Origin of the sequence: Bacillus sp. FSL K6-0255 (genome assembly GCF_045040725.1) — a bacterium.
GTDB classification, from domain to species: Bacteria; Bacillota; Bacilli; order Bacillales; family Bacillaceae; genus Bacillus; species Bacillus subtilis.
Window position 1 is genome coordinate 1,773,193 of sequence record NZ_CP150278.1, and the last position, 25,427, is coordinate 1,798,619.

Sequence of the window (25,427 nt, forward strand, 5' to 3'; positions counted from 1 at the left end):
GCCGGTAGAACAAGTTGAAAAACAGGTCGGTTATTACCAAATGGGACTGAATTCATCGGGCTTGCTTGAGGTGGTAGAAACGATCAGTGATAAGATCGGTGAGAGCCTTTCGCCGACTCTTCTGTTTGAGCATACCACCATAGCGGAGCTGTCAGCGTTTCTTGCCGAGGAATATGCTGAGCATTTTAGTGCCGCTGGCTCCCTTGGCCAGAATGAAAGAGCACGCGTTTCCGACAGCATAAACGACCGTAAGACTGTTGAAGCTTCTCGTCCTGCACCTATTGAGGCAGCAGGCGATATTGCGATTATCGGCTTGGCGGGCAGGTATCCGAAGGCAGCCAATATTCATGAATTTTGGAACAATCTGAAAGAGGGAAAGGACTGTGTTAGCGAGATTCCTGAGTCGCGCTGGGATTGGCAGCGACTTGAAGGAATCACATCTCCTTCGGGTAAGGACATTTCCAAATGGGGAGGATTTATTGATGACCCCGACTGCTTCGATCCTCAATTTTTCAGAATCACGCCAAGAGAAGCGGAGACAATGGACCCTCAAGAGCGGCTGTTTTTAGAAACATGCTGGGAAACGATTGAGGATGCGGGCTATACACCAAAGACGTTGGCCAAGCCTAAAGGACGAAATAAAAGGCAGCATGTAGGAGTTTTTGCCGGTGTCATGCACAAGGATTATACATTAGTCGGAGCTGAAGAAGCATCAGCAGAAAATGTGTTTCCTCTTTCGCTCAACTATGCGCAAATCGCCAACCGTGTTTCTTACTTTTGTAATTTCCACGGTCCGAGTATGGCTGTCGATACGGTATGTTCATCCTCTTTGACCGCAGTGCACTTGGCGTTGGAAAGCATACGTCACGGTGAGTGCGATGTTGCGTTAGCAGGCGGAGTGAACCTGTCTTTGCACCCGAATAAATATATGACATACGGGGTCTGGGATATGTTTTCCACTGACGGACACTGCCGTACGTTTGGAAAGGATGGGGACGGTTATGTGCCGGCCGAGGGTATAGGCGCGGTTTTATTAAAGCCTTTGCGCCAGGCGGAGGAAGACGGAGATCGCATTTATGCGGTTATTAAAGGAAGTGCTGTGAATCATGTGGGCACTGTAAGCGGCATTTCAGTGCCGAGCCCTGTTTCTCAAGCTGATCTGATTGAGACATGCTTGGAGAAAACGGGAATCGACCCGCGGACGATCAGTTATGTGGAAGCCCATGGAACCGGCACGTCCTTAGGAGATCCGATCGAAATACAGGGATTAGTGAAAGCGTTCCGCCAATATACGCAGGATCGGCAGTTTTGTTCAATCGGTTCTGTAAAGTCGAACATTGGGCACGCCGAATCCGCCGCGGGGATCAGCGGTTTAAGCAAGGTTGCCCTTCAGCTTCACCATCAAAAACTTGTGCCTTCTTTGCATTCGGAAGAACTGAATCCGTACGTTGATTTTGAAAAGTCTCCATTTTATGTACAGCATGAAACAGAAACGTGGAAGCAGCCTGTTATCAAGGAGAATGGGGAAGAGGTCCCTTATCCGCGGCGGGCGGGTATCAGTTCCTTCGGAGCAACTGGTTCAAACGCACATATTATCCTTGAGGAATATATTCCTCAAACAGCGGAGCAGGACGTTTCTTTGTCCTCAGATTCTGACATATCCGCAGTTATTCCGCTTTCTGCCCGTAATCAAGAACGTCTCCGTGTATATGCAAAACGTCTCTTGGATTTTCTTCATGATGGGATTCAGATTAGAGATTTGGCGTATACATTGCAGGTAGGCCGTGAACCGATGGAAGAACGAGTTACTTTCTTAGCATCCGGAATTCAAGAATTAAGCGACCAATTGAAGGCTTTTATAGAAGGACGAAAAACCATTCAGCATTGCTGGAAGGGCCGCGTGTCAAGAGGAAGCGAACCATCGGGTCCCGCCGAATCGGTACATAAATTGCTGGAGCAAAGAAAACTCGATCAAATTGCGGAGCAGTGGGCGAACGGATCTGGTGTTGACTGGAAGCTGCTTTACGAGGGAAGCAAACCAAAGCGGATCAGCCTGCCGACTTACCCATTTGAGAGGGTGCGTTATTGGGTGCCGAAAGCGGAGAAAAAGACTGATCGTTCAAAACAGGAGCGGCACATCCTGCATCCTCTTCTGCATCAAAATGTGTCCGACATATCGGGTGTCCGCTTCCGTTCAGCGTTTACAGGGCGTGAATTTTTCTTGAAGGATCATGTCATAAAGGGCGAACACGTTTTACCTGGCGCAGCTTTATTGGAGATGGCTCGGGCAGCTGTGGAAAGGGCAGCTGCGGATCAGTTCCCGACAGGATTCCGGCTCCGGAATATCGTCTGGGTCCGGCCGTTCGCCGTCACAGAACAGCAGAAAGATATAGATGTACGTCTATATCCTGGGGAGAATGGTGAGATTACATTTGAAATCTGCCGGGACCATGAAAGCGCAGAGGAGTCGCCGATTGTATATGGGCAAGGGAGTGCAGTGCTTTGTGAGGCTGGTGAAAATCCGGTTATCAACATTGAAGAATTGAAGGCAAGCTATAATGGCCGGACGCTGTCACCTTTTGATTGCTACGAGGCTTATACAGAAATGGGTATTCATTATGGTGACAGCCACAGAGCGATCGACAGCCTATATGCCGGCGAAAACGGAGTTCTAGTGAAATTGACGATGCCTCCTGTAATCTCTGATACAAAAGACTGTTATATTCTGCATCCGAGCATGATAGATTCGGCATTTCAAGCATCTATCGGTTTGAGGCTGGGAGGAGCTACGAGTTTAGAAGACAGAAAGGCAATGCTGCCTTTTGCCATACAGGATGTCCAAATCTTCAAAGGCTGCGAGGCATCTATGTGGGCGCGGATCACATATAGCGAGGGTAGTACAGCTGGGGATCGTATGCAGAAGCTTGATATCGATTTATGCAATGAAGAGGGGCAGGTTTGCGTGCGATTGACGGGCTATTCTGCAAGAGTGTTAGAAACAGGTCAAGAAGGTCCTTCTGAAGCGACTGACACGCTACTGTTCGAACATATTTGGGAAGAACGTGCTGCAGAGAGGCAAGAGCTCATAGAGTACGACACGCATAAAGTCGTTGTCTGTGATGTTGGAGAACAAATGGAAAGCCTCCAAAATCATCTTGACTGTACAGTTCTGCAGCATGATACAGAGACAATTGATGAACGGTTTGAAGGTTATGCCATACAGTTATTTGAAGAAATCAAACAGCTAATGCACTCAAAAACAGGGGGACATACATTCATTCAAGTGGCGGTGCCTGCGTTGGACGAGCCTCAGCTATTAAGCGGCTTAACTGGATTGCTCAAAACGGCTGAACTGGAAAATCCAAAACTGACAGGACAGTTGATCGAAATAGAGACCGGGATGTCAGCTGGTGACCTATTCGAAATATTGGAGGAAAACAGACGCTATCCGCGTGACACGCATATCCGCCACTGGCAAGGGAAGCGATTTGTAAGCAAGTGGAAAGAAGTGTCTGGTGAGCACCTAAGTGCTGACATGCCATGGAAGGATAAAGGCGTGTATCTGATCACAGGCGGTGCGGGCGGTCTTGGATTCATCTTTGCAACTGAAATTGCAAACCAAACGAATGATGCGGTTGTGATCCTGACAGGACGCTCTCCGCTTGATGAAAGGAAGAAGAAGAAGCTTAAAGCCTTACAGAAACTTGGCATCCAAGCGATTTACAGACAAGCTGATCTGGCTGACAAACAAACGGTTGATGCCTTATTAAAAGAAACCCAAAACGTTTATGGAGACTTAGATGGCATCATTCACAGCGCCGGTTTAATAAAAGATAATTTCATTATAAAGAAAAAGAAAGAAGAGGTTCAAACCGTTCTTGCTCCAAAGGTAGCAGGACTGATTCACCTTGACGAAGCAACGAAAGATATTCCGCTCGATTTCTTTATCCTTTTTTCCTCAGGTGCCGGAGCAGTAGGAAGCGCGGGACAGGCTGATTACGCAATGGCCAATGCATTTATGAATGCATTCAGCGAATATCGCAATGGCCAAGCAGAGCTGCACAAGCGTTACGGAAAAACTCTTTCAGTGTGCTGGCCGCTGTGGAAAGACGGGGGCATGCAAATTGATGCGGAAACTGCAAGGATGCTGAAAAGAGAAACAGGCATGGTGGCCATGGAAACAGATCGTGGGATTCAGGCGCTATATCATGGCTGGACGTCAGGAAAGCCGCAAGTGTTAGTTGCTTCCGGTGTTACTGATCGGATTCGTGCATTTTTACATGAAACGGGACATGGCAAAGGCCAATCTCACGATATCAAAAAAAGCAGTCTCAATCAGGAGGCAGAAAAAGCAGACATGATCGGGGAAATTGATGAAGAGATACTAAGAGAAAAAGCGGAGAACTATTTTAAACAGGTGCTTTCTTCGGTGATTAAGCTGCCAGCCGGCCAGATTGATGCTGAAGCTCCTCTCGAGGATTACGGGATCGATTCTATCATGATCATGCATGTAACGGGTCAATTAGAAAAAGTATTCGGTTCTTTGTCCAAGACGTTGTTCTTTGAATATCAGGATATTCGCTCATTAACACGGTATTTTATTGGTTCCCGCAGAGAAAAACTGCTGGACATCTTGGGAATTGAAACAGGAAAACCTTCTGTTGAAAGAAAATCAGAACCTGAAAAACAAGAAATCCCAGTTACCCTAAGAAAGTCTGGATTTCTTCCTTTGCGAGATAAAGAGCAGAAGCAGTTAAGAGAGAAGGAAACGGAAGAAATCGCGATCATCGGTATCTCAGGTCGCTATCCACAGGCAGACAACATTGATGAATTGTGGGAAAACCTGAGAGACGGTCGAGACTGTATTACTGAAATTCCTGCAGACCGCTGGGATCACAGTCTTTATTATGATGAAGATAAAGACAAGCCTGGAAAAACCTACAGCAAGTGGGGAGGCTTCTTGAAGGATGTAGACAAGTTTGATCCGCAGTTTTTCCATATATCGCCGCGTGAGGCAAAATTAATGGACCCGCAAGAGCGTTTATTTTTGCAGTGCGTGTATGAAACGATGGAAGACGCAGGCTATACAAGAGAGCACCTCGGCCGTAAGCGTGATGCTGAGCTTGGCGGAAGCGTCGGTGTTTACGTCGGTGTCATGTACGAAGAATATCAGCTGTACGGGGCACAAGAGCAGGTGCGGGGAAGGTCTCTGGCTTTAACGGGAAATCCATCATCCATCGCGAACCGGGTATCTTATTATTTTGATTTTCACGGACCGAGTATTGCTTTAGACACCATGTGTTCTTCTTCTTTAACGGCTATCCACTTGGCCTGCCAAAGCCTGCAGCGCGGAGAGTGTGAGGCGGCATTCGCGGGCGGCGTGAATGTGTCAATCCATCCAAATAAATATTTGATGCTCGGGCAGAACAAATTTATGTCCAGCAAAGGCCGATGTGAAAGCTTCGGACAGGGCGGAGACGGCTATGTGCCGGGGGAAGGCGTTGGAGCAGTGCTTTTGAAGCCATTGTCTAAAGCAGTTGAAGATGGTGATCACATTTATGGAATCATTAAGGGGACAGCCATCAACCACGGGGGAAAAACAAACGGGTACTCAATTCCCAATCCGAATGCCCAAGCAGATGTCATCAAAAAGGCGTTTGTGGAAGCGAAGGTTGATCCGCGGACAGTCAGTTACATCGAAGCCCACGGCACGGGAACCTCTCTCGGTGATCCTATTGAAATCACAGGGCTGTCCAAAGTGTTTACGCAAGAAACCGATGACAAACAATTTTGTGCAATAGGGTCAGCCAAATCAAATATCGGGCACTGTGAGAGTGCGGCAGGTATCGCAGGAGTAACGAAGGTATTGCTCCAAATGAAATACAGGCAGCTTGCGCCTTCCCTGCATTCAAACGTGCTGAACCCGAATATTGATTTCCTTAACTCGCCGTTTAAAGTACAGCAAGAGCTAGAAGAGTGGAAGAGGCCGATCATCAGTGTCAATGGCAAAGACATCGAATTACCGAGAATCGCAGGAGTCTCTTCATTTGGTGCCGGAGGTGTGAACGCCCATATTTTAATAGAAGAGTATGCTCCGGAACCTGTGGAGGAGCGTTTACCAGCGAGGAAACAGCCGGCTGTCATTGTGCTCTCAGCAAAAAATGAGGAAAGACTTCAGAAACGCGCGGAGCGATTGCTGCATGCCATTCGTGAACAAACATATGCTGAAGCAGATTTACACCGAATTGCCTATACACTGCAAGTCGGACGGGAAGCGATGAACGAACGGCTGGCGTTCGTTGCGGAATCGATGCGGGAGCTTGAAGAAAAGCTGAATGAATGTATCTCCGGAACAGAAAATCGTGAATATGTCTATCGCGGACAAGTAAAGCGCAACAAAGAGGCCATTGCTGCTTTTGCTGCTGATGAGGATATGTCAAAAACAATTGAGGCATGGCTGCAAAAAGGAAAATATGCGAAGGTTTTAGACCTGTGGGTAAGAGGTTTGCGAATCGACTGGAGCACGCTATATCAGAATCAAAAACCGCGGCGCATCAGTTTACCTGTCTATCCTTTCGCAAGAGATCGCTATTGGATAGACGTACATGCAATGGCTGAGGAAAAAAGAACGGAGGAGCCATTCGTTCCGGTACAGCCTGTCCTTCCAAAGCCGTCTGTAACCAGAGAAGCCAGCAGCAAGCCTGCCAATATTACGTTACAGCCTTTAATGACCAATCAGGATCGTTTAGAGCGTGTTCCATCAGATACAGAAACAGAGACGATCACGGCGGAAGCCTTGTGCGATGAACTGACAGCGGGCTTAGCGGAAGTGCTGTACATGGACCAAAACGAGATTGATCCAGACGAAGCATTCATAGATATCGGTATGGACTCGATTACCGGGCTCGAATGGATAAAAGCAATAAATAAACAGTATGGCACATCACTAAATGTCACAAAGGTATATGATTATCCGACAACACGTGATTTCGCTGTTTACTTAGCACACGAGTTAAGCACACAAGCTGGGGAGAAAAAACAAACGGAGACGTACACGCCGATCAGACAAAAAACAGCGGTACCTGCTGCTAAACCGGCTAATATATCTCTGCAGCCGTTAGAACATCATCAGCCAGTGCAAGAGGAAGCTGAAGAAACGATTCAATATGCAGCGGCAGAAATATCTGCATCAAGACAATATACTGTAGCAATTGAAACGCTGCATGAAAACTTGAGGGAAAGCATAGCAGACGTGTTATACATGGAGCCATACGAGGTGGATATTGACGAAGCGTTCATAGATATCGGAATGGACTCGATTACCGGACTCGAATGGATAAAAGCGGTGAACAAGCAATACGGAACGTCTTTTACGGTAACCAGAGTATATGATTATCCAACGATACGTGATTTTGCCGAAATGCTAAAGTCCGAGCTTGGAACTCATCTTGATAGAAAGATAGAGCATACTGACTCTTTCGAAGCAGCCCAGCAAAAGCCAGCAGCATCATCTCATCCAAAGCCGGCAGAACGGCCACTACAGCCTGTTCAACATCCAATAAAGAAAGAACATGAGAAGAAAACGGTTCCTGTTCTTCAAGACCGCCCGGAGGATGCGATAGCGATTGTCGGGATGTCGGGAAGATACCCGGGCGCTCGTAATGTAAGAGAGTACTGGGATAACCTGGTTCATGCGAGAAATGCCATTCGGGACATTCCAACATCACGGTGGGATGTTGACAAATACTATGATCCTGTCCTCAACAAAAAAGGGAAAGTCTATTGCAAATCAATGGGGATGCTTGATGATATTGAACATTTTGATCCGTTGTTTTTTAATATTCCGCCGTCAGAAGCTGAACTGATGGACCCGCAGCATCGAATCTTTTTGCAGGAAGGCTATAAAGCCTTTGAGGACGCTGGGTACAACGCCCGAACTTTAAATGAGAAAAAATGCGGTGTATATCTCGGCATTATGAGCAATGAATACGGGGTCATGCTGAATCGGCAGTCAAGAGCAAATGCCACCGGAAACAGCTTTGCGATCGCAGCGGCGCGTATTCCGTATTTTCTAAATTTAAAAGGGCCAGCGATTCCTATTGATACCGCATGTTCATCTTCATTGGTCGGCACTCATTTAGCGCGCCAGGCACTTATAAACAAAGAAATTGATATGGCGCTGGTCGGCGGGGTCAGCTTATACCTGACGCCGGAATCTTACATGAGTATGTGTGAGGCCGGCATGCTTTCACCTGATGGACAATGTAAAGCATTTGACAATGGCGCGAATGGTTTTGTGCCCGGCGAGGGTGCGGGTGCGCTGGTATTGAAAAGGCTGAAAGATGCGGAAGCGGACCGTGACCATATTTATGGCATCATCATTGGCTCGGGTATTAATCAGGACGGGAAAACAAACGGAATCACGGCACCGAGTGCGAAAAGCCAAATGGATCTGGAAAGAGACATATATGAAACATACGGCATACATCCTGAGAGTATCAGTTATGTCGAGATGCACGGCACAGGAACAAAACAAGGCGATCCAATTGAATTAGAAGCTCTGTCCACCGTATTTCAAGAAAAAACAGACAAAAAGCAGTTTTGCGCAATCGGTTCCGTCAAAAGCAATATTGGCCATACATCCGCGGCGGCAGGAGTAGCCGGGGTTCAAAAAGTGTTATTGTGCATGAATCATAAAACACTTGTGCCGACATTGAACTTCACGACACCGAATGAGCATTTTGAATTTGAGCATTCTCCTTTATACGTAAATACGGAGCTTAAGCCTTGGGAAACGGCTGATGGAAAACCGCGGAGAGCATGTGTGAGCTCCTTCGGATATAGCGGAACGAATGCCCATATTGTGATAGAGGAATATCAGCCTGAAAAGAGGAACGATCGATTAACAAAGCAGCACCGCTCAGCATTATTTGTACTCTCAGCGAAAAAAGAGAAGCAATTGAAGGCCTATGCGGAAGCAATGAAAGATTTCGTAACTTCCAATGAAGATATCGATCTGGAGGATATGGCATACACACTTCAGACGGGCCGGGAAGCAATGGATTATCGCATGGCGTTTTTGGCGGATTCGAGAGAAATGCTGATCAAAGCTTTAGATGATTATTTGGCTGAAATGCCGAACGGCAGCATATTTGCTGCTCACGTGAAAACGAAGAAGAGCGAAATCAAGCTGTTTGAAACGGATCATGATGCCAAAGCATTGCTGCAAACATGGATAGAGAAAAAAAGGCTGGAGAAAGTAGCAGAGCTATGGGTGAAAGGGCTGCAGATAGATTGGAACAAGCTTTATGGGGAATACACGCCTCGCCGAATCAGCCTGCCTGCTTATCCGTTCGCGGAAGAGTATTACTGGCTGCCAACTCAAGAAGGCGAACCCGAAACCATTGCTACAGCAATGCCTCAATTCGAACTGATGCCAAAGCGCTGCTTTCTGCGTAAACAGTGGCAGCCTTGTCCGATTGAACCGGCAGAAATGACGAATCAAACCGTCGCCATTTTGGCAAATGAGGAGACAATGGCATTAGCGGAAGAGCTTTCGGCGTATTTCTCGACATACCGTATATTTGACAGCCAAGAGCTGGATCGGGTATCTGCTGCTGACTATGAACACGTTGCTGGAGCAATCGATCTGATCGGGTGCGGAACGAGCCATGAGCATTCTATGGGCTGGATAAACTGGCTCCAAAAGCTGATCGAGCAAGGACGTGCAAGCAAGCATCATTTGACGGTCTTGGGTGTAACAAAGGGGCTGGAGGCCTACGCAAATGAGGGTGTTCTTTTGTCTGGTGCTTCACGGGCCGGTTTATACCGCATGCTTCAAAGTGAGTACAGCCATCTTACTTCAAGACATGCAGATATGGAATGCGAAGCCTCTCATGAGGAGCTGGCCAGACTGATTGCAGTTGAATATTATGCCAAGAGCACAGAATCAGAAGTCTGTTATCGAAACGGACAGCGATATCGCGCATATTTGACAGAGCAGCCAGCAGAAGCCGCTCTAAGTCATAAGCAAGTATCGTTTTCAACAGACAAAGTCCTGCTTATTACAGGCGGGACAAGAGGTCTCGGCTTGCTGTGTGCGCGGCATTTTGTGAAAACATACGGCGTTAAGCGGCTGGTCCTTATCGGCCGTGAAGAGCTTCCGCCGCGTGACCAGTGGAATTCGGTAAAAATTTCCTCGCTTGCCGAGAAAATAAAAGCCGTTCAAGAGCTAGAAGACATGGGTGCGCAAGTTCAGGTGCTGTCTCTGGATCTCACAGACAGGGTTGCTGTCGAACAGAGCCTGAAGACAATACACGAAACAATGGGGGCGATTGGCGGAGTCATCTATTGTGCCGGGATGGTGAACAAACAAAACCCGGCTTTTATCAGAAAATCACTAGAAGAGATCGGACAGGTGCTTGAACCGAAAGTCGAAGGTCTGCAAACGTTGTTTGACCTGCTTCAAGATGAACCATTGGCGTTTTTCACCTTGTTTTCATCAGTATCAGCGGCCATCCCTGCACTAGCAGCAGGACAAGCTGATTACGCGATGGCAAATGCTTTTATGGATTATTTTGCGGAGGCTCATCAAGATAAATGTCCCATTGTAAGCATTCAGTGGCCTAACTGGAAGGAGACCGGTTTAGGCGAGGTTCGAAGCAAAGCTTTAGAACAAACTGGATTGATCAGTTTGACAAACGACGAGGGATTACAGCTGCTTGACCAGATTCTATCAGACAGACAGTATGCTGTCGTGCTGCCGGCAGTACCAGATACAAACGTTTGGAAGCCGGATAAGCTGATGCAGCCGTCATTGCCTGTCGAAGCTCTCTCGCATCCTGAGACGAAAGAGCAAACCAGCACTCGCAACCTGTTCCCTGAAACAGTCGACTGGCTCGTAACTCTTTTTTCAGATGAACTGAAAATAGCTGCAGAAGACTTTGAAACGGATGAACCTTTCCAAGAATACGGAATCGACTCGATTATATTGGCCCAGCTGGTACAGCAGATGAACCAACAATTAAATGGAGATATTGATCCGTCAATCTTGTTTGAATACCCGACAATAGAATCCTTTGCACACTGGCTCATTTCGAAATATGACATATCAGCTGTTTTACAGCCATCTGTTCCTGAGAAACAGACACCTCTCAAGCCGCAATCAGCAATGAAACAGAAGCTGGTGCCAGAACAGCGGCCGCAACAGATAAGCCATGAAAAAACGGCACTTCTTGCTGAGGACATCGCTATCATCGGTCTTAGTTGCAGGTTCCCGGGAGCAGAAACCCTAGAGGAATACTGGGATTTAATACGTGATGGACGGTCTGCGATTGCGCCTGTTCCGCCTGAACGATTCGGGAACTCCAGCTCGAATTACGCGGGCCTCATTGATGAAATGAACCGATTTGATCATGATTTCTTCATGATGTCCGAAAGCGATGTCAGAGCGATGGACCCTCAAGCTTTGGCTGTATTGGAGGAAAGCTTGAAGCTATGGTATCACGCGGGTTATACAGAGAAAGAAGTGAAAGGCATGAGGGCTGGTGTTTATATAGGAGGCCGCAGCCAGCACAAGCCTGATCCGGCCAGTCTTTCAAAAGCAAAAAATCCGATAGTCGCTGGTGGACAAAACTATTTAGCGGCTAACATCTCACAATTTTTTGACTTGAAGGGACCGAGTATTGTCCTGGATACCGCTTGTTCCTCTGCACTGGTGGGGCTGAATATGGCCATTCAGGCTCTGCGAAGCGGAGATATTGAGGCAGCGGTTGTAGGCGGCGTCAGTTTGCTTGATGCTGATGCGCATCGAATGTTTCATGAGCGCGGACTTTTATGTGACAAACCGTCATTCCATATTTTTGATAAGCGGGCAGACGGTGTCATTTTAGGAGAAGGCGTGGGCATGGTTCTCGTCAAAACCGTCAACCAAGCGGTTGAAGACGGAGATTCCATATATGCAGTCATTAAAGCCGCTGCGATTAATAATGACGGAAGAACGGCAGGCCCATCATCTCCGAATCTCGAGGCACAAAAGGACGTCATGCTGTCAGCGCTTGAAAAAAGCGGCAAAAAGACTGAAGAGATCAGCTATCTCGAAGCGAACGGATCGGGGTCGGCAGTAACAGATTTACTTGAATTAAAGGCAATCCAGTCCATTTACCGTTCTGAATCAAAGGCTCCGTTAGGGCTGGGATCGGTGAAACCTAACATCGGCCATCCATTATGTGCAGAGGGAATTGCGAGCCTGATTAAAGTAGCTTTAATGCTGAAGCATAGACAATTGGTTCCGTTCCTGTCAGGTAATGAAAATATGCCGTATTTTGATATAGAAAAAACAGATTTGTATTTCAGCAGATCGCAAGCCGAGTGGAAGGAGACAACGCCGGCTGCGGCAATTAATTGTTTTGCAGATGGCGGAACGAACGCCCATCTCATTATAGAAGGTTGGAGAGACTCGGCTGAGCGTCCAATTAGAAGAAAACCTCTGCCTTTGCCGGAATTAAATAGGCAGCCCGTTTTAATCAAACCATCAGCTCAAAACGTGCAGAAAAAAGTGCATTCAGACACAGGGGCTTCTAAAGATATGTTTTGGAAAACTTTCAAATAAGAGAGGAGTGGGAAAATGATAACTGAACAACTGCACATTTCATTAAATAATCCAATCATGTCCAACCACAAGGTATATGGACAAGCGTTATTACCCGGCCTTGCTTATATAGATTTAATCTACCAAGTATTCCAGGAACATGGTTATGCATACCAAGAGCTTGAATTAAAAAACCTAACCATTTTTTACCCTTTGATCGCAGATGAGTCATATGACATTGCCCTGACCATTCACGTGTCTGAAAGAAAGGAAGGGACATGGTCCATCATCATCGACGGACAAAAACAGCATGGAGAATCACTATCTGACAAGAGACAATATGTGACTGCTGACATGCATCGTAAAGAGCAAACCGCTTTTGCCGAATCAATAGACCTTAATCAGTGGAAAAGTACAGCTGACAGGATTCTGAATTTAGATGAAATCTATGAACAATGCCGATCTCAAGAGTTAGTGCATACCGGCATGATGAAGGCGGAAGGACAGATTTATGAAGCCAAAGAGGGGGCTGTAATTGATTTAGCAGTCGGACAGGAAGCATTGCGTCATTCTGATGCTTTTCTGTTTCATCCGACGCTTATTGACGGCAGCGGCATAGGTTCAAGCTGCCTGATCTCAGATCAAACGATGTACCTGCCATTGTATTATGAATCGTTTTCTGCTTCAGAACGATTGCAAAAAGGATGTACAGCACGGATCCTCTCCTCATCTGTGCGCCAAAAGAAAGAACTCACTTATATGACGATTGAATATTTTAATTCAGCAGGACAAAAAGTGGCCGAGCTGAAACAATTTGCAGGCAAGTCTGTACGGAATATGTCAGCCTTTCATTCTGCAAAAGAAATTCAAGAAGAAAGAGCTGCTGTCTCTCAGAACATCAGTCGGGACTATCCCGCATTTGAAATGTATTTGCGTCAGCTGCTTGCTAAGCAGCTTGAAAGGCCGGCAGAACAAATGGATATCCACGCTGGGTACTATGAGCTTGGTCTGGATTCTTCGTCATTGCTTACCGTGGTTCAGGAAATTGGAGATAAGGTTGGGGCGGATCTTGCTCCGACACTGCTGTTTGAATTTACAACAATTGCAGAACTAGCTGCTCATCTTGCTGATCACTATTCAATTGGAGAGGCGGACGATGCTGTCCGCCAATCTCCTTCACCAATTGATGGTGTTACCTCTTCACCAGAGATCGGGGAGGACATAGCCATTATCGGAATGGCGGGACGCTATCCTAAGGCGAAAAATATACAGGAATTTTGGGAACAGCTTAAAGCGGGTACCGACTGCATCACAGAGATTCCAAACTCACGCTGGGAATGGAAAGAAAGCGATGGACTGGATTCACCTGCAGGCAAGCCGCTCTCGAAATGGGGCGGCTTTATCGAGGAGGCTGATTGCTTTGATCCTCAATTTTTCAGAATCTCTCCGCGTGAAGCGGAAATGATGGACCCTCAGGAACGCTTATTTTTAGAGACGTGCTGGGAAGCTATTGAAGATGCGGGTTATACACCAGAGACAATTGCTTCACCGCAGGGAGAAAATAAAAGACAGCATGTCGGTGTGTTTGCCGGCGTTATGCATAAGGACTATTCTCTTATAGGAGCTGAAGCTCTATCAGAACACAATCCATTTCCTTTATCGCTGAATTATGCGCAAATCGCCAACAGGGTCTCTTACTATTGTAATTTCCACGGCCCAAGCATGGCGGTGGACACGGTCTGCTCTTCCTCATTAACTGCGGTTCATCTGGCAATAGAGAGCATCCGGAATGGAGAATGCGAGGCCGCGCTTGCCGGAGGCGTCAATTTGTCACTGCATCCGGCTAAATATATCAGCTATGGCAGTGTAGGGATGCACTCAAGTGACGGCTATTGCCATACTTTCGGCAAAGGCGGGGATGGCTACGTATCTGGAGAAGGTGTCGGCACAGTATTGCTAAAACCGCTGCGAAAAGCTGAACAGGACGGTGACCGAATCTATGCTGTCATCAAAGGCAGTGCGATAAATCATGTAGGAAAAGTAAGCGGAATTACAGTACCGAGCCCGGTAGCTCAAGCTGATGTAATCGAAGCATGTCTAGAAAAAACAGGAATTGATCCGCGCACCATCAGCTATGTTGAAGCCCATGGCACTGGCACCTCATTGGGAGATCCGATTGAAGTACAGGGGTTAGTAAAAGCTTTCAGCCGCAATACGCAGGACAAGCAATTCTGTTCAATCGGTTCTGTGAAATCAAATATTGGCCATGCTGAAGCTGCAGCCGGCATTAGCGGCTTAACGAAGACTGTCCTGCAGCTGCATCATAAAACCTTGGTGCCGTCATTACATTCAGAAGAGCTGAATCCTTATTTGAAGCTTGATCAAACCCCATTTTTTGTCCAGCATGAAACAAAGGAATGGGAGCAGCCATCTTTTACAGAAAACGGGGTGGACGTCACATATCCCCGCCGTGCCGGTTTAAGTTCGTTTGGCGCTTCAGGATCAAATGCGCATCTTATTTTGGAAGAATATATTCCGGCAGAGAGCCATTCAGAGACGATTTTAACGAAAAATGAAGAAATAGTGATACCTTTGTCTGCGAGAAACAAAGATCGTCTGCAGGCTTACGCTCTTAAACTTCTTGATTTTCTTAGCGAGGACGTCAATCTTTTAGCGTTAGCTTATACCATGCAGGCAGGACGGGTTGAAATGGAGGAGCGTGCGGCCTTCATTGTAAAAGACATAAAAGATTTAACGGCTAAACTTCGGGCGTTTGCCAATGGCGAAGAAGAGATCGAGGGCTGCTGGACCGGACGAGCCAAGGAGAATCAGGAGGCGGCTGGGCTAGCATCGGTAAATGCGCTGAATAACAATTTGATAAGAGACAGTGAAATGATGGAAATGGCGAAAGCATGGGTTCAAGGAAAGCGGGTCACCTGGGACGACCTATACGGCGATCGCAAGCCGCTTAAGATCAGTGTTCCGACCTATCCGTTTGCAAGGGAGCGCTACTGGATCTCGGTTCCTGAAATGAAAACCAGCACTGTGAATCATATCTTACATCCGCTGGTGCACCGCAATACATCAGACTTTACTGAGCAGCGCTTTAGCTCTGTATTTACAGGCACGGAATTTTTCCTGTCAGATCATGTTGTACAGGGACAGAAAATTTTGCCGGGCGTTGCCTATTTAGAAATGGCAAGGGAAGCAGCGGAAAAAGCTGCAGGCGATCTGGACGGCGAACAAAGAGTGGTGTCGCTTAAAGACATTGTGTGGGTGCGTCCTATCACGATAGAAAGTGAACCAAAAGAAATACATATTGGCCTTTTTCCTGAGGATAACGGGGACATTTCCTTTGATATTTATAGCAGCTCTGAACATAAAGAAGAAGCCCTGACGATACACTGCCAAGGTCGCGCTGTCATTTCAGATGAAGCGGAGACTTCCATTTTAAACCTTTCATCAATACAGACAGAATGCAGCCTGGACACAGTGACGTCAGAACAATGCTATGCAGCGTTTCGAAAGATTGGGCTTGACTATGGCGAGGGCTATCAAGGGATTGAAAAAGTCTATGTCGGCAAAGATCAATTGCTTGCAAAAATCTCGTTACCCGCTTTTCTAAAAAACGACAAGCAGCATTTTGCGCTCCACCCGAGTTTGATGGATTCCGCGTTCCATGCCACAGTCGGTTTTATCGTTAGCTCAGTCAATGCCGCTGGACAAGCTCAGACGCTGTCTCTTCCATTTGCGTTACAGGAGGTTGATATTTTCAGCCCATGTCCAGAGAAGATATGGTCTTATATTCGATACAGTTCAGACAGTAAAGCGGAGAACAAAGTCAGAAAGTATGACATTGATTTATGTGATGAGAACGGACGTGTTTGTGTGCGAATGAAGGGTGCCTCGATGCGGGCACTTGATGGAGAGCAGCATTCAAAGCCGCAACTATTAACTGATTCTCAGCTGACCGGGCATACGGTGATGATTCCCGTCTGGGAACCAGTCTCTCTAGAAGCGGAGGATAATGCTTCGTTTGCTGGTAAAAGAGCTGTTTTATGCGGAGCTGCTGAAGCTGATCGGACTTTCATAAAGCATCATTATCCGCAAATTTCCTTTGTCGATATCCGCCCTGCAGATGACATTGAGGCAATAGCGGACAAACTGCAAGCGTACGGAAGCATTGACCATGTATTGTGGATTGCCCCGTCACACCGGGGAAGTATAGGTAGTGATGGACAAGAAGAAGCTGTTCTTCACTTATTTAAGCTTGTGAAAGCATGCCTGCAATTAGGCTATGGCGAGAAACAACTTGAATGGTCTCTTGTGACCGTCCAAGCGCAGCCGGTTACGCAACATGAGGCAGTACAACCCGCTCATGCAAGCATTCATGGGCTTGCCGGCACAATGGCAAAGGAATATCCACACTGGAAAATCCGTCTTCTCGATCTTGAAAAAGGCTGCACATGGCCGGTAAATCACATGTTTGCGCTCCCAGCTGACCGCCTTGGCCATGCTTGGGCCTATCGTAATCAGCAATGGCATCAGCAGCAATTGATCCCATATCGGTCCTCACTGTCAGGCGACACGCTATATCGGAAAGGCGGAGTCTATGTGGTCATCGGAGGAGCCGGGTATATCGGAGAGGCGTGGAGTGAGTACATGATCCGCCGCTACCAGGCGCAAATCGTTTGGATTGGGCGAAGTCAACTTAATGCTGCCATCCAGTCAAAAATAGACCGACTTTCGGCGCTTGGCCCTGAGCCTTTCTACATTGCAGCCGATGCAGCCGATAAGCATTCATTGCAGCAGGCTTATGATCAAGTGAAAAAACGTCATCCTCATATTCACGGGATTGTTCACTCTGCGATGGTTTTATTTGAGCAAAGCCTGGAAAAAATGAAGCCGGAAGAATTCACCGCTGGACTGGCGGCGAAGATCGATGTCAGTATGCGGATGGCCCAAGTGTTCCGTCAGGAGAATGTAGATTTTGTTTTATTCTTCTCTTCGCTTGTAGCCCATATCAAAAATGTGAAGCAAAGCCATTATGCCTCTGGCTGTACATTTGCAGATGCTTTTGCTCACCAGCTTTCTCAGAGCTGGGCATGCCCTGTAAAAGTCATGAACTGGGGATATTGGGGGAATAGTGAAGCGGCTGAGGATGAACATTATGTACAGCTCATGAATCAAATCGGCTTAGGTTTAATTGAGCCTGAGGAGGCTATGAAGGCGCTGGAAGCCCTGCTTTCTGGGCCAGTCAGCCAAACAGCTTTCATTCATACGACAAAGCCTGTAGCAGTCGAAGGCGTGAATCAGAATGAATTCATCACTCTTTATCCAGAGCAACCTTCAGCAGATGCAGAGAGCCTGATGGAGCGTCTGCCGACTACGGCACGATTTCAAAGAGTGACACATGAAGAGCTTGATGATCTTCTTTACAGGCTGTTGTTAGGACAGCTGCAAACGGCCGGGCTGTTTGAAGGTTATACATTATCGGTTGAACGTCTTCAACAATATAAGACTCGTGAATTTTATGGAAAATGGATTCGGCAAAGCAGCGAATTTCTCTTGCAGCATGGCTATCTTAAGAAAGTTGGAGATTCATTGGTGAGGAAGGACCAAGCAGAGGATATCGAGCTGCTTTGGCAAGAATGGAATGCGAAAAAAGAAAAGTGGCTTAAAGACAGCGAGACAAAGGCGATGGTTGTATTAGCAGAGGCCATGCTGAAAGCATTACCGGATATTTTGACAGGGAAAGTCCCTGCAACAGATATCATGTTCCCGCATTCCTCGATGGAACTGGTGGAAGGCATTTATAAGCATAACCAAGTGGCAGACTATTTTAATAAAGTGCTTGCCGATACATTATTAGCTTATCTGGATGAACGTCTGAAGCACGACCCTGAGGCATCGATTCGCATTATGGAAATAGGCGCAGGCACAGGCGGCACGAGTGCCGGAATCTTTGAAAAACTGAAACCATATCAAAAGCACATCAATGAATATTGCTATACAGATCTGTCTAAAGCATTTTTGCTGCATGCAGAAAAGGAATATGGGGCGGAAAATCCGTACCTGACATATCAGCTTTTTGATGTGGAAAAACCGATTGACCAGCAGGAATTTGAAGCGGGAGGCTATGATGTCGTCATTGCCGCTAATGTCCTTCACGCAACAAAAAATATCCGTCAAACACTGCGGCATACAAAAGCGGTAATGAAAAACAACGGAATGCTGCTGCTGAATGAAATGGCGGGAAACAGCCTGTTCCCTCACATCACCTTTGGTCTTTTGGAAGGCTGGTGGCTGTATGAAGATCCTGCAGTGCGGATTCCCGGCTGTCCAGGCTTACATCCTGACAGCTGGAAAGCGGCACTTGAAAGCGAAGGCTTTGAATCTGTCTTTTTCCCGGCCGAGGCGGCACATGATCTGAGTCACCAAATCGTCGCAGCCTCAAGCAACGGGCTGGTTCGCCGTATGATGAAAAATGTGATCTTGCCGGAGAAGGTTGTTTTACAAGCGTCTAATCAGGAGCCAGCCTACATTCATACCATAGATTCAGAGGAAGCTGGACAATCAAAACATGCTCTCCTAAGAGAAAAAAGCACAGAATATATGAAAAAACTAATCGGGGAAACGTTGAAAATTCCTGCAAGCAAAATTGAGTCATCTGAACCGCTTGAAAAGTACGGGATTGATTCTATCGTCGTTGTCCAGCTGACAAATACATTGCGTAAAGAATTTGACCATGTAAGCAGCACTTTATTTTTCGAGTACCAGACCATTGACGCATTAGTGGATCATTTCATCAAAACAAAAACAGAAGCGCTGATGAAATTAACAGGTCTTGACCGTCAAGTTCAACAACAGACACCGGCCGAAAGCAGAACCCAATCCTCACAGAAACCTGATCAGGCCGCTAAAAGAACACGGCGCTATCGCAAGCTTGGCTTCAGCGGGGAGAAAGAAACACCGACTAACACTCTTGCAAGCCGTGACGTTGCCATTATCGGCATTTCTGGACGCTATCCTCAGGCGGAAACAGCAGAAGACTTTTGGAACAACCTAAAAGAAGGAAGAAATTGTATTGAGGAAATTCCGAAAGATCGCTGGGATTGGAAAGCTTATTACGATAAAGAAAAAGGAAAAGAAGGATCAATTTATACGAAATGGGGCGGATTTATCAAGGATATGGACAAGTTTGACCCATTATTCTTTCAGATTTCTCCGCTTGAGGCAGAAAGAATGGACCCTCAGGAGCGATTATTTCTGCAAACCGCTTATGCAAGTATTGAAGACGCGGGATACACGCCTGACTCGCTCTGTTCAAGCAGAAAAATCGGCGTCTTTGCCGGAGTCATGAACAAAAATTATTCGACCGGCTACGGCTATTGGTCTATCGCCAACAGAATATCCTATTTACTGAATTTCCAAGGTCCGAGTCTTGCAGTCGATACAGCCTGCTCATCCTCCCTGACAGCGATTCATTTAGCGCTGGAAAGCATTTATAGCGGATCGAGTGATTGTGCCATTGCCGGCGGTGTCAATTTAGTTGTCGACCCGGTTCACTATCAGAATTTATCTGTCATGAATATGCTCTCCGCTAGTGATACATGTAAATCATTCGGCGATGATGCAGATGGATTTGTCGACGGTGAAGGCGTAGGCGCCATTGTGTTAAAGCCGCTGCAGCAAGCAATAGCAGACGGTGACCATATTTACGGTGTGATAAAGGCAAGTGCCATTAATAGCGGAGGAAAAGCAAATGGATACACGGTTCCAAATCCTCATGTACAGGCACAGGTAATTAAAGAAGCAATGGAGCGCGCCGACATTCCTGCCCGAACCATCAGTTATTTAGAGGCGCATGGAACAGGCACTGCATTAGGAGATCCGATTGAGATAGCGGGGTTAACAAAAGCATTTGAGAAAGATACGCAGGAGAAACAGTTTTGTGCGATCGGCTCCAGCAAATCAAATATCGGTCATTGTGAAAGTGCAGCCGGAATTGCAGGGCTGACAAAAATACTTTTTCAGTTTAAATATGGCCAAATTGCACCATCATTGCATGCTCAGCGGTTGAATCCGAACATCGAGTTCAGCCATACGCCATTTGTCGTTCAGCAGCAACTTGGTGAATGGAAACGCCCGGTGATTGGCGGGCAAGAGGTGCCTAGGCGCGCTGGCTTGAGCAGTTTTGGCGCCGGAGGGTCCAATGCCCATATCATCCTGGAAGAATATATTCCAAGGACGGGGGCGCAAACGCCGAAAGACCATCCTCCAGCGCTGATTGTGCTGTCGGCCAAAAACATGGAACGCTTGCAAGAAAAAGCGGAACAGCTGCTTACAGCCATCAAACAAAAAAGGTACCGCGAAACAGACCTGATCAGGATTGCCTATACCTTGCAAACAGGCCGTGAAGCAATGGAGGAACGGCTGGCCTTTATAGCGGAATCACTAGAGGATCTTGAGAGAAAGCTGAACGATTTTATCGAAAACAAAGCAGACAGCCTGTATCTGGATCGCATCGATGATAACAAAAAAGCGTTAGCAGTCTTATCAGCGGATGAGGATACGGAAAAAATCATAGAAGCATGGATAAGCAAAGGGAAATACACGAAACTGCTGGATCTTTGGGTGAAAGGCTTGTCTTTCGACTGGGGCATGCTGTACGGCACCCAAACGCCTGTCCGGATCAGTCTTCCGGCATATCCATTTGCAAAAGAACGTTACTGGGCACCAGGCGCGGCAAAGGCTCCGGCGTCTATAGAACAGGATCATGATCAGCAAACAGAAGAACCTTTCAAGGTTATGACTTTTCAAGAAGTGTGGAAAGAAGAGCCGGCGACTCTCACATCGAAACGTATCAAAACGCTCATCTGTTTTCTGACTGAAAGAGAAAAGCAAAACGCATTTGCTTCAGTCCTGAAAAACGTTGATCAAGACACCAAGGTCATTTTTATATCACAGGGCGAAGTGTACAGCAAACAGTCTGAATATAGCTACCAGGTTGTGCGGCAAGAACCCGTTACTTTTGAAAAGGCCTTCCAAAGCATTAAAGAAGAACTTGGAGAGCCAGAAGCATTCCTCTATATGTGGCCTATGGAAGACAAGCGCTGTATAAAGGACCATTCCTGTATTGTTTACCTATTACAAGGTATGTCCGCAGCAAAGCTTCATCCTTCACGGCTGCTGCTGGCAGGATGTTTTGAAGATGGTCTTGACAGAAGCTATCTGGAATCATGGATTGGCTTCGAACGTTCACTCGGGCTTGTCCTTCCGCACACAAAAGTGACTGGAATCTTTCAGCCGGCGGAACAAGGATCGATGGATGATTGGACACGTAATATATGGGCAGAATTACAGGCTTCAACTGAACAAACGGTTTTGTATCAGAATGCGAAACGATATGTAAATCACATTGAACAGACAACGATACAACCGGACGACAGCAAATTGAAGTCTGGCGGTACTTACCTGATTACAGGCGGTGTAGGAGGGCTTGGTTATTTATTTGCCAAGCATTTGGCCAAAAACTATGCCGCAAACCTGATTTTGACAGGGCGGTCGCCTTTTAATGATGAGAAGCAAAAGCAAATAAAAGAATTAAATGATCTAGGCGGCGAAGCGATGTATGCAGAAGCCGATGTGTCTGATCCTATCGCAATGGGAGACTGCGTAAAAAGAGGGAAAGACCGATTCGGTGCCATCAACGGTGTCATTCATGCAGCCGGAATCGAAAGCGACTCTGCTATTTTTGACAAAAAGATCGAAAGCTTCCAGCGCATCATTGAACCGAAAATCAACGGCACGATAGCGCTTGATGAATGGCTTAAAAATGAAGTCCTTGATTTTATGTGTTATTTTTCTTCTTCTTCTGCGGTTTTAGGGGATTTTGGATGTTGTGATTATGCGATTGGCAACAGGTTTCAGATGGCTTACGCACAATACAGAAATGAGCTGCATAACGGTAAAACGTTTGTCATCAACTGGCCTGTATGGAAGGATGGCGGAATGAAGATCGGTGATGAGGAAACAACGGATATGTACCTGAAATCAAGCGGCCAACGCTTCCTAGAAGCCGAGGAAGGCATCCATATGTTTGAGCACATCCTAGCTCAGCAGGATGCTCAGCATCTCGTCATAGCCGGTCAGCCCAGCCGTGTCAGCCGATTTTTAGGAATGACTGAACCAGCTATTCCAGAACCGGCCACTCAAGCCCCTCTAGCACAAGAAAACAAGGATGAGGTAAAAACATTAAGCGTTGAAAAGCGTTTAGAACACGACTTGAAAGAGCATATTCACACATTGCTTAAGATTTCAAAGGACAAGCTGAATTTGAACAAAAATTGGGCCGACTTCGGATTTGATTCAATCTACTTGGCTAAATTCTCGAACGTGTTATCAAAGCATTTCAACATCGAAGTGACACCGGCTTTATTTTTCGGCTATTCGACTTTACAAGAATTGATCGGCTTTTTCTTAACCGATCATAAAGAGCTGATTGAAGCATTTTACCGGGATGATGCATCAGAGGCGCAAAAGTCCCCTGAAGCTTATGCAGCAATTCCTGTAGCTTTAGAACCAGAAGCCAGTAAAAAAAGCATTCGGCAGGTTCACGATGAGCCTATTGCCATTATCGGCATGAGCGGCAGGTTCCCTCAAGCTGATTCGGTCCATGAGCTGTGGGATAATCTGAAAAACGGTAAATCGTGTATCTCTGACATCCCGGGCGAACGCCGGGACTGGGGGAGAGCTAACAGAGATCCAGAAAAAGCAGTGCCAAGGTGGGGTGCATTTTTGAAGGACATAGACCGGTTTGATCCGCTGTTTTTTCAAATATCGCCTAAAGAAGCCGAAAGCATGGATCCGCGCCAGCGCATTTTTCTAGAGGAAGCATGGCACACGTTTGAAGACGCCGGCTATATGGGAGATCGGATAAAAGGAAAATCCTGCGGTGTTTATGTAGGTGTGGAAGAAGGGGAATATGCGCACCTAACCGGAGATTCGGATTACATTAACGGAACACAAAACGCCACATTGTCTGCGAGAATCGCATACGCATTGGATTTAAAAGGGCCTAATATGGCTTTGACAGCAGCATGTTCATCTGGACTGGTGGCGATTCACCAGGCATGTGCAGCTCTGCGTCAGGGGGATTGTGAAATGGCTTTAGCGGGCGGCGTCAGCTTGAATATTTCTCACATGTCTTTTGAGGCGCTGACAAGGGCCGAAATGCTGTCTCCGAACGGACAATGCAAAGTGTTTGACCAGGATGCCAATGGTCTTGTGCCAGGTGAAGCGGTGGCTGCTGTTCTCTTGAAACCATTATCAAAGGCAATTGAAGATAAAGATCATATTTATGGCTGCATCAAAGCCAGCGGCGTGAATTACGATGGCAAAACCAACGGCATTACTGCGCCAAATCCTTTTAGCCAAGCAGAATTGATCGAAAACATTTATGAAAAAAATGAAATCAATCCGCTCGATATTCAATATGTGATGGCGCACAGTACCGGCTCGAATCTTGGTGATCCGCTTGAGGTCCAAGCGTTAACGAGCGTGTTCAGCAAATATACGAAGCAGAAGCAATTCTGTATGATCAGCTCAATTAAACCTTTAATCGGACATACATTTGCAGCGTCAGGAACGGTTGCTTTAATCAGTATGCTGATGGCTATGAAAAACCAGATCATTCCGGCCACTCATCACTGTGAATCGGAAAACCCGTATATTCCGTTTAAAGAAAGCCCATTTGTGCTTTGCAAAGAAAACCGTTCGTGGATCAGGAAAAATCAGAAGCCGAGGATGGGAACGATCAGCACGACTGGAATCAGCGGCACCAATGCACATGCAGTCATTGAAGAATACATTCCGGATGATCAGCCGTCCACACAGCGGCATCAAGGGTCACCGCAGGTCATCGTGCTTTCAGCCCAAAATGACGATCGGCTTCAGGATGCTGCCTGCCGCATGATTGCGTATCTGGAGCAGAATCATAACCTTTCTTTACCTGATGTGGCATATACGCTTCAGGTTGGGAGAAAAGCCATGGAAGCAAGGCTCGCGATCGTTGCAAACAATCAGAAGCAATTGGTGCGAAAATTGAAGGAATATGTGGAAGCAATGAAGAATGGTGGGGTATCAGGCCAACAGAGATCCCTTTATACAGGATATACAGAAGGGATTTTAGAAGAACAAGATGAAGCAGTTCTGCAAGCTCTCGCAAAAGAAAGAAATTTGGAAAACATCGCGGAATGCTGGGTGAAAGGATATCAGATTCCTTGGGAACTCCTTCATGATGGCGATCACGTTCGGATGGTTTCTTTACCTGGTTATCCATTTGCAAGGGAGCGGTATTGGATTTCGTCAGGCACTCAGCAATCAAAGGCCGTTAAACAGCATTCACAAGATATGAAAACAGAGATTGACGAGCCGAATGGCAAAACCCACATTCAAAAGATCATTGTTCAATTTTTAGCACGAGAATTGGGCATATCTGAGGAGCGAATCAATTTCAAAAGAAACTTCCTGGATTATGGGATGGATTCAATTCTTGGCCGAAAATTGATGCGGCATATCGAAAAAACCACGCAGCTGAAGATGGCCGGTCGGGAAATCCTTGAATGTCAGACAGTCCAAGCTCTATCTGACCATTTGGCCTTAAAAGCGGAAAAACAAAATCATAGCGCAGCAGCACATCAAATAAAGGACACGTATACAGACGAGCAAATCATCGGATTAATGCAAGAGGTGGCGCTAGGGAAATTGGATTTTAAGAGTGTGCAAAACATCATAGAAGGGAGTAAATCGTATGAATCATAAAGAAATTCTCGAT

At 46.6% G+C, this 25,427-nt stretch carries 2 protein-coding genes (1 of these 2 running past the window's edge); both read left to right on the forward strand.

Annotation, left to right across the window (positions count from 1 at the left end; translation table 11 throughout):
• On the forward strand, nt 1-12,610 hold the 3' portion of the coding sequence (gene pksL / locus MHB62_RS09130; RefSeq protein ID WP_080287605.1) for a polyketide synthase PksL. The gene continues 1,007 nt to the left of window position 1, outside the view; only the last 12,610 of its 13,617 coding nucleotides appear in the window; its start codon lies beyond the left edge, outside the window; the stop codon is at nt 12,608-12,610.
• 15 nt (nt 12,611-12,625) lie between these two features.
• The gene (gene pksM, locus MHB62_RS09135; protein ID WP_032721577.1) at nt 12,626-25,414 is read left to right on the forward strand and encodes a polyketide synthase PksM; all 12,789 of its coding nucleotides are present in this window, start codon (nt 12,626-12,628) and stop codon (nt 25,412-25,414) included.
• The last annotated feature ends 13 nt before the right edge of the window (nt 25,415-25,427 follow it).